We start from the raw sequence: 8,963 nt of genomic DNA, 5'->3' as shown, positions 1-8,963 counted from the left end.
TTTTTTACACATTATTTAATTTAGATATGTATTGTTGGAAATAGTTCGTTCGCGCTCTTCTATAATTAATTGAATCATTAATACCAGTTGTTGTTCGATTCGCATATTGTTTAGATGTAAGATATCAGCAATCACATTTTTTTGCTTTTCTGCTAATTCAATCTCCTCTAACAGTAACATAATTTCTTCTTTTGTCAGCCCAAACATCTCATCTCACCCCAATATCTCTCTCAATTTATTATTGTAAAATCATGACACACATTTCGCAATTAACGTATTATTATCTAAACCTATGAACCATTTTTACTAATTATAGGCTAATCCAGGGAAAATAATCAATCTATTCTCCATTATTACTTAATAATTTTTTTACATTAAATATAAATTTTATTATTTTATTCATAACTTACATACGGGACTGTAGCATTTTTCGGATGATATTTCAAAAGATTGCCTTAACTGCTGTAAAGACATCTATACCATTATAAAAACAAACTGTCATTTTGTCGAATCTTAGCACTATTTAGTAAATTTAAAAGGAGATATAATTACGCAAACATATTCCTATACCCACTTTTTGCGAGAATGAAACTTATACTCATTTATGCATAAAAAAAGTAATTTCAAAATTGAAACTACTTATCTTATGTGTATAATCGGCTTTTAAATTATTTTCTTAATATCATGTTTCAGTATTTCTTTCATCTCCCCATTTAACGACATGCTCTCAATACGAGTGACCTTGGATGCTGTATCCTTCTGCCATGACGCGCAATGCACATGCCCTTGAATAAATAATTGACTATTCTCCTGTACTACAGCTGGTGCTTTAACGGTACTAATATCTGTATGGCACATCTCCATTAATGATTTATTGGACAAGGCTAAAAACGGACGAGCTGCCCCATCCACCGTACAATGTTCAATACGCCCCATCGATTGATCCGACCAAATCATAGCATAGGGACTTTCTTGACCATCTTTAAAATAGCTGTTTGCTACTTCGAAAATAGCATCAATGCAAGTAATCCCATTTCCTATCATTTGTTCAAACGTGCAATGCTGTGTAAACAAACGAGCATTATTAATGTAGACATGGTGACTTGTCAGCTCTCGAATGATGGTATGCTGCATCATAATTTTGGCATGGTCATTACCATAGATGCCACCCGATTGGCCAAATTGAATAGTGGATTGCTGGAGCTGAAGTCCACTGGCATCGACAATAATATGAAATTGCTGATGGTTTTGAATTTGACATTCAACCATCGAAACATCCGCTTCGTCCACAATTGTGACACCAACAGCCATGCCATTTCTCACCTGACATTTGCGAAGCTCCACCTTGCTATTTTCGATGAAAACCTGTGCCTTCACATGTCTAGAAAATTGGCAATCATAAAACTTAGCTTCCGTCTTCTCGCCAAGAAAAACCCCATGACCTTGACCGTCTGAAAATATTGAATCAGATACCATTAACTCACTGCGGTGTACGACCATGTTCGAGTCGAGGTGTTCCTTAATTTCACAGCCATCCATCCTAAAAGTCGTGCTATCAAATAGTTGAACACCTACCCCCTGCCCCTGATGAACGAGGCAATTGGTCATCGAAATCTCACTAGACGCTGCAATCAGTTGTGCCTTTTCATGCCCATGAATTTCACAATCCTCCAACGTCATCTTGACATGTCGAATCGCAAAAATTCCATGCTTCTTCCCTTCTAGCAACATACAATTAGCCAAGGTAAGCTCACAGTTTTGCGCAATCACCTGTGCCTTCACATGATGCTCAAAGGTCGTGTCAACAAGAATAACACTTGAACCATTCGCTACACGCAAACCGAAATGATTAAGCGGTGTAGCAAGAACAGCACAATTTTTCATCAATAAACTACCATAGCTCACCATAATCTGTGTCCGAATTAACTGCTCCTCAATAATACAGTTTTCTAGCTGTACATCACCCTTCACATACAGCCCCTGGCCTTGTCGAAACCTTAAATTTCGCATATCCACATGGGTTTGATAGCGAATAAACACGCCACCCTTGATCGTCACATTGCCAACCCCATATAACGTCAGGCGCTTGCCAATATCCAAGCTCTCCTCATAAATACCATCCCGTATTTCAATCATATCCCCCGGCGCAGCCTCTTCAATGGCCTGCCCGATACTTTGATAACGATGCATAATACTCCGCTTCACCACAAGTACTGCCATTTACACACTCCTCAACAAAAAAATGATCGTACCCTATTTATATACCGAACAGGCTTAAGGTTATTCAATTTTGAGTAAAATTGCTGGAATATACATGAGTTTACAGTGAAATGTTTGAAGATTTTATGAATGGGTGTTTAGAAGGTCTCTATAAAAAAACCAACAATGATCCTTTTTCAGATCATTGCTGGTTGCATGAAATTATTTTATTTTTTTCGCTTTACAAAAACAAAGGCAAAAATGGCTGCTATGACTACTAGGATCGCAACCATCCACATCGTGCTTGCGTTGGATGTTGTGTCATCTGTAGCAGTTTGTTGTTCCCTTGGTGTTGCGTCTGCTGACTTTACTTCTTTTGCGTCTTCATTTGCTACTTGTGAGGAGCTGATTTGCACATATTGAAGTGTGGCTGTATTGGTTGGGGCTGCTTCGTGCTCTTGGCTGTCTCCGTGACCATCCGCATGCTCACCATGCCCTTCCTCCTGTCCAGCGTCGTGACCATGTTGGTGATCGCCAGCTGTTGTAAAGATAGAGCGTTCAAGTTGCTGACCTACCCAGCTTTTGGCATCTGTTGAATCAGCATAGATACGAGGATGTCCTGACAGCATATATGTTTTACCGTCAATCGTGATCCCAGTTTCGTCCCCTGTTACGACATCTTCAATGGTACCAGTTGGACCTTCTGCAAAGCCGCCCATTTGAATGAGCGTATGCCCACCCATGTCAAATGTAAGATGCTCTGTTAAAAACGCAATGTACTCATCTTTCGTCATCGTTGCATCAGGATTTGCTAGCTCTAATTTATGATGAAAAAGTGCTGTATTGATTTCCTTGTACGTAATGTCTCCTTCTAACGAAGACACGTAATCCTCTTGTTGTGCTGCTTGTGCCAGCTCATCCACTGTTGCTCCCTCTAATCCAAAGAAGCCACCTACCCAGCCTGCAAAATCCTTGCGTGATAAGTCGTCTGTTGGATTTAAGGCCATATCTTTGCCATTGTACCCAAGTAGCCCAATACTATGTAATACCATAATGTCCTGAATATTTTCTGCTGTTTCAGGCACGTCTGTAAATAGTGTACTTTTATCCATCGTATGGGCGTAGGCAACAGGTGCCATGAATAAAGTACTCATGAGTAATAAAAGTAAATATTTTCTCAATATGATTCCACCTTCCAATTCCATAGTATACAGATGAAATGTGATGGAAGTTTGAAATTCAACGTTAATTTTTATAGCTTAAATTGACGAATCAGGGCATTTAATTGTTCGGCCATTTCCGCTAAATGCTCTGCACTAAGTTTAATTTCGTCCATGGAGCTTGCGGTTTGTTCAATTGTAGCCGATGTTTCCTGAATACCTGCTGCTGATTGTTCGGAGACGGCAGCAATTTCATCCACCGATTTATTAATCGTGGCAGTATTGTGAACAACCTCTTCTAAGCTAGATGACATGTCATCAATGTTTAACGCAATAGCATCGATTGCGTCTGCAATTCGAGAAAATGTGGTATTCGTTTTAGCAATTTGCGTTGCCCCTTTTTCAACTTCCTCATAGCCTTGCTCTAGCGAGAAAGTTACTGTATGTGATTCTTCCTGAATTTTTCTTACAATAGCTGTAATATCATCTACTGAAAAAGCTACCTGCTCGGCCAATTTTCGAACCTCATCGGCCACCACAGCAAAGCCTTTGCCATGCTCCCCAGCTCTGGCCGCCTCAATCGCTGCATTCAGTGCTAGTAAATTCGTTTGGGCTGCAATATTTTGAATGATTGCTACAAGTTGAGAGATTTCTTGTGCTTGATTACTTAAACCTTCTACTTGTTTTACCGCACCCTTCACCATATGTTGGATTTCTTCCATTTGCTTTGTGGAAGTCGACATTAAGTCTCTACCTTCTGTTGATAAAGTTTTAACGTTCTGTGAATACTGTTGAACGGCTTTACTGCTGGCATGAACAGTTGATACTTTGCCAATAAAATCGTTCATGGAGGAAGCGACATCTGAAGCATTACTTGCCTGTAGCTCTGTACCACTCGCAATTTCTGTAACAGTATCAACAATTTGTTCTGTGCCTGTCTTTACCTCTGACGTTGATTGCAATAGCTCCTCACTATGTGCAGCCACATCATGGGAGACCGTTTGAATATGCTTCAATAGACGACTCAAAATATCAGACATCGTATTCGTTGCTTCCATTAGCTGTCCAACCTCATCCTTTGATTGAATTGTTAAAGGAGGGTGACTCAAATCTCCATTTGTTATTCGTCGCATACGCTCGGTTAATGTAATAATGGGTCTCGAAATACCACGAGCACTTAAGAGTTCAATCATCACTGCTAGAAGGACAATAACAATACCTACGATAATAGCGATTAGTTGTTCATTTTCACCAGCGGAAACGATATCGGTGCTTACCTCATTAATGGCTTGCTTCCGTTGCTCTGCTAAGCCTTCATAGCCCTCACGAATAGTCGTTGCTGTCTCATCCATTTTCGTTAAGTTTTCAATGGCGAGTTCGGTATTCCCTTGGTCATATATGGCAAATACTTCTTGTTCAATATAACGATTCCACTCTTTGGCCATCTCCATAAACTTACCGAAATCGCCGGTGGTTGTTAAGGCTAATCGTTTTTCCTCATTTTTAGCTTCTCGTGCTACATTGTCATGGAAAATCGTTTTATATTTTTCATTACCAGACAATACATAGCCTCTTGCCGCAGCTATTCTTAAATCGATGGTTTGTGCTTGCTCGTAGTCGATCATTAATAATTGTAATTCATTTTGAACGATTTGTTCTGTCGCATTGTTGCTTTGTGTGATGGCATAGTAATTGTACACAATGTAGCCGATCATGATGGCGATTACCACACTAAAGGAAAAAACAATGCGTCTACTGATTGTTTTGAACTTCATCTGCAAAAACTCCTTATTTTCCAAATCTATTCCATAAGTAGTAATTTACCACTTAATAAAAAAGATTGGTGTCTTTAGGAATTTTTACTAGATATCCAGATATAACTTCGTCAATATCATGTTTTTTATAGCTACTTTTTTCTTATCTCTGGTGTACTGCATTAATCCCAAGCATTAAACATAACGTCTCCAATCGTTTGGCTATTGAAATAAGAAATGTATTTCCATTCGGTAGCAGATAAGTGATGCAATGCTTGATCCTTTGAAAGTAATGTATTGAGGGTAGCCGCTTCCAAGCATTTGCGCATGGGAAAATATTTGTGTAGCCCGGCCTTTGAAAGAAAAGTAAAGCTAAGCTCCTCATCATGCATTGCAAAGGCAATATACGGCATGAAGCGATGATGAAGAATTGTCAGCATCTCCCTATCTATTTCTACAACTGCCTGCATATAAACTAAGTGCGGTTGATCAATAAATTCCGATACCTTCACCTGTTTTTCACTCGTAGCTAAATGATACACCATTGACTGAAACATGCGCATATCCTGCTCGATTAAATGCTCTGCATCAAAGCCTGAAATACCTTTCGTTAAACGCACCCAATCACTCCTTTTGATATGTTCCTATAAGGACCTTCTCTTTGTAACCGGAAATCCCCTGCCTAGTCTGCTGATTTTTTTGGATATGGTAGTCAATATGTAAAAAAGGTATACCAAATAGTGTCATCTTATGTACTGCTGTAAGTGTCTGATCATTTACTGCAGCAATTCGAAAATGCTCCTGTAATGGTAGCTTCATCACATAGTTCCCTATCGCCAAATAAATCCCCGCATCTTCTCCCTGTTGACTTGTTAGGTGTAGCTGACCTTGTTCTTCGTAGGCATACAGGATGCCGACCATTGTTGAAAATGGTAGTGGTAACGCTATATTCATATAGGTTATTTGATTACTTGTGTGCCTCGAATAAATCGCGACAAAAACAGTTTGCTGCTTGATTGTCCGAATCCATGCACGCGGAGATTGACGGCTATCTTGTTCTTCATCGACCTTAACAATTCTTCCCGTCATCTCTATTTGTTGATTGGAAAAAGGCAAATTGAGTTGTTGTAGCAAACGACTCATACCTTGATAAAGAAAGGCAAAAGGCTTAAACCATGTTTTCCACTGGACAGTTGCCAACAAACGATAGCTAGTCGTTTGCTCATAGAAATCAGAAATGACCGGGTGTAGCTTCGTTGTATCTACAAAATCTTGTAGAGCATCAACCAAGCCGGGGTGTGGTTGATGTTCATGACGAAGTTTGCCGCGAATTTGGCTCACCGGAAAATTGAAGGTGCGCTGATTTGTTGCTGGCACAGCGATTGCCCATGCGACTACCCCTATTCCCCCAAAGAAAAGACCATTCATGACACCGTGAAAGCGTAGCATCTCTGGTATTCCGACATAATAAGTCCCGCTTAAACGGCTGTAAACATACAAACAGGAACCTATAATCGTTAGACACAGCGCCCCGTAAGAAATCCGTAGCAATATACCTTGTCCTAGCAGCAGCTTTGTTTTGAACGTCAGGACAAACAAACCATAGATGGCAAGGATATAAAGGACTACGGCTATAATTTCAATGATGATTGAAAAGGTAATGCCAATCGCCACAAGGAGCGGACCAGCCAGCAAAATAAACACAATGACACGATACCAGCTACTATCATGTAAGCGTCCAAAAAGTCCGACAGAAAGGGGTAATAAACAGGCTGAATAATGAAAATGGATGGCTGTTAACCATGTTATTAAGGATGAAAAGCCGGTATTTATATTTGCCGTAAAGGCAAAAAACCAGAAGCCACCTAGAGCAAGATATATTAGCCCCATATCAATTGAAAACTCAGCACAATTGGTGAACCCTCGTTGCAAGAACCGTTTCACGCCCTTTATCGCAATATAAAAGGTATACAGTAAATATAAAAAGGCCAGCGCGATAGCATATAGACCATCTGTCCAAAAATGTAACAGCGTGACGACTAGCATCATCCCGACGATGATAATCTTCCCTACAGATTGAAAGTCAACGACCATCATGACCATTGCAGGTACAAAAATAAGCTGGGCCACTGTCAATAACCATGAATAATGTGGTTGCTCACCAAACGACAAGCAAATCGCCGTTAGGGCAATCCCAAGTAATAAAATAAGGTTACATTGATTGTTGCGTAAATTCACCAGCATACATCATGAGCCTCCCTATTAATGGATTATGGATCGAAACATGAATGGTAAAGACATTTTTCGATTCATCATAGCCCTCCTCCACAATGACGCGACCTTCTAGTAGTTGCGGTATCGGACATTCGAGTTTGGATAGAACAAAGCGCTGCTTGCCTGAGCGAATAACTAACGTTCCCTCTTTCGTCACGGCAAAGTGCAAGTCTGAATAAAAAAGGGCAGGCTTACCTAAATAATCCCTAACGATTGTTCTAGTAGGATCAATGGTCATCCTTGCATCAAAATGTCTTGTTTTATGTGGAAAATAAAAGGTGCGCTCCCACAACACTTCTAATTCGCCATTTGGCAAAGCATGACAGGTATTGGCGATGGTGAATGGTATTTGCTCCCCTGACTCTGGAAACAAAAATCGAGTGTTCGCTGCTACGGTATAAAATGGACGCAGCCATTTGGCACCTGATTTTATTTGGTACATTATGCCCTGTGCAAAAAATGGCTCATTTACTTGTAATGCATAGCGTTGCTGTAGCATCGGATGAAGTCTAGCAAAATCATCTCCTAATAAAGTCTGATAAATGGTCATACCTATCACCCTCGCTTTCTCTTACAGTTTTTTGCACTCGGCAAATTCTTACTTAAGACAAATCCAATAATCGACAATATCCATAAGGAGAGATTAAAGGTTACTGGATTGAATGGTGCTATAATACTTGTTGGATCGGCAACGATGGCAGTTAGCGTCAATATCGGAAAAAAGATGATTTGTAAGCCAAATAATCGACGCTTTCCTCGTGGATAAAGCCAACACAGACCTAAGAGGATTTCAGCTACGCCTATCCACACGATCATTTGCTCTGCACTTTTCAAAAAGGGAGCCGTCATCATAATTTCCTGAGGATGTACAGCTAAAATTTTTGGTACAAGTCCGTGATAAATCCATATAAAACTAAAAAGAACGCTCATCAGCATTGTTAAAAAAAATCGTCTATACTGAGCAGTAGCATTTTCTCCTGTTTCTAGCCATCTTTTTAAAACATCAAAGCTAAGAGCAGTAGCCCATCCTATTAATGGTCGAAAAAATAGATCTGTGAAGACGCCAAGCTTGCCATAGCGCGTCACATAATCATACTGCGTTAAAAACGTTAGCCCACAATCATTCGGAATATACTGCCAAAAGCCTTTCCCCTCTGCGATAGGTGAAATTTTTTGTGGTGTTCCAAAATGGAGGGAGGATGTTTTCGTGCCATTTTCCTTCTGATGCTCCCCTTTACTTTCTCCCCAGCCACTTACTTGTAAGCCTGGCATAAGCTTCGTTACATAGGTAAAACGCTGTGGTTCCTCTGGGGCTTTTTTAGGTATATATGTAATCGAGGTAAAACGTAAATCCCACTGTTCATGCAATGTCGGGTTTTGCGTATAGGTCCACGCATCCTCTATAGAAGCTTGGATTTCGACTTCAACATAAATAGGCTTCCGCTTCATGCGTTCACTCCTTCTCTTTATCAAGCTAATGTTATTATAGCAGTAAATTGATAGTCTACTATAAATTGGGTATGATTCGTACGATCGTAAATATTTTTTCGAAAGAAAGAAAAAACTTGAATCGAAA

The 8,963-nt window shown here is 39.9% G+C and carries 8 protein-coding genes; all 8 read right to left on the bottom strand.

The window, feature by feature from the left end:
* Positions 1–15 precede the first annotated feature (15 nt).
* The 8 genes from RT445_RS21565 to RT445_RS21530 all read right to left on the bottom strand — a co-directional run bounded on the left by RT445_RS21565 (position 16) and on the right by RT445_RS21530 (position 8,836).
* Positions 16–207 (bottom strand): hypothetical protein, encoded by a 192-nt coding sequence (locus RT445_RS21565; protein ID WP_274796851.1) that lies wholly within the window; start codon positions 205–207, stop codon positions 16–18.
* Between the two features lie 456 nt (positions 208–663).
* The gene (locus RT445_RS21560; RefSeq protein WP_312506204.1) at positions 664–2,220 is read right to left on the bottom strand and encodes a right-handed parallel beta-helix repeat-containing protein; all 1,557 of its coding nucleotides are present in this window, start codon (positions 2,218–2,220) and stop codon (positions 664–666) included.
* A 206-nt stretch (positions 2,221–2,426) separates the two neighbouring features.
* Entirely contained in the window at positions 2,427–3,380 is a 954-nt protein-coding gene (locus tag RT445_RS21555; protein ID WP_312506207.1) for a hypothetical protein, read from the bottom strand.
* Positions 3,381–3,451: 71 nt separating this feature from the next.
* Entirely contained in the window at positions 3,452–5,134 is a 1,683-nt protein-coding gene (locus tag RT445_RS21550; protein ID WP_312506209.1) for a methyl-accepting chemotaxis protein, read from the bottom strand.
* 161 nt (positions 5,135–5,295) lie between these two features.
* Positions 5,296–5,733, bottom strand: coding sequence for a hypothetical protein (locus RT445_RS21545; RefSeq protein ID WP_274796847.1), 438 nt, complete (start codon positions 5,731–5,733; stop codon positions 5,296–5,298).
* Positions 5,734–5,737: 4 nt separating this feature from the next.
* Positions 5,738–7,357 (bottom strand): YndJ family protein, encoded by a 1,620-nt coding sequence (locus RT445_RS21540; RefSeq protein WP_312506212.1) that lies wholly within the window; start codon positions 7,355–7,357, stop codon positions 5,738–5,740.
* Positions 7,326–7,937 (bottom strand): DUF4166 domain-containing protein, encoded by a 612-nt coding sequence (locus tag RT445_RS21535; RefSeq protein ID WP_312506214.1) that lies wholly within the window; start codon positions 7,935–7,937, stop codon positions 7,326–7,328. The genes RT445_RS21540 and RT445_RS21535 overlap by 32 nt, the downstream gene beginning before the upstream one ends.
* Positions 7,938–7,942: 5 nt before the next feature.
* Positions 7,943–8,836, bottom strand: coding sequence for a DoxX-like family protein (locus RT445_RS21530; RefSeq protein ID WP_312506216.1), 894 nt, complete (start codon positions 8,834–8,836; stop codon positions 7,943–7,945).
* Positions 8,837–8,963 lie beyond the last annotated feature (127 nt).

Source organism: Lysinibacillus sp. (assembly GCF_032093475.1).
Classification (GTDB): Bacteria; Bacillota; Bacilli; order Bacillales_A; family Planococcaceae; genus Lysinibacillus; species Lysinibacillus irui.
This window is presented reverse-complemented; position numbering and strand designations above follow the sequence as displayed.

Coding starts and splice junctions, on each gene's coding strand:
- RT445_RS21565 (WP_274796851.1), bottom strand. CDS start 207: ATGTTTGGGCTGACAAAAGAAGAAATTATGTTACTGTTAGAGGAGATT.
- RT445_RS21560 (WP_312506204.1), bottom strand. CDS start 2,220: ATGGCAGTACTTGTGGTGAAGCGGAGTATTATGCATCGTTATCAAAGT.
- RT445_RS21535 (WP_312506214.1), bottom strand. CDS start 7,937: ATGACCATTTATCAGACTTTATTAGGAGATGATTTTGCTAGACTTCAT.
- RT445_RS21530 (WP_312506216.1), bottom strand. CDS start 8,836: ATGAAGCGGAAGCCTATTTATGTTGAAGTCGAAATCCAAGCTTCTATA.
- RT445_RS21550 (WP_312506209.1), bottom strand. CDS start 5,134: ATGAAGTTCAAAACAATCAGTAGACGCATTGTTTTTTCCTTTAGTGTG.
- RT445_RS21540 (WP_312506212.1), bottom strand. CDS start 7,357: ATGCTGGTGAATTTACGCAACAATCAATGTAACCTTATTTTATTACTT.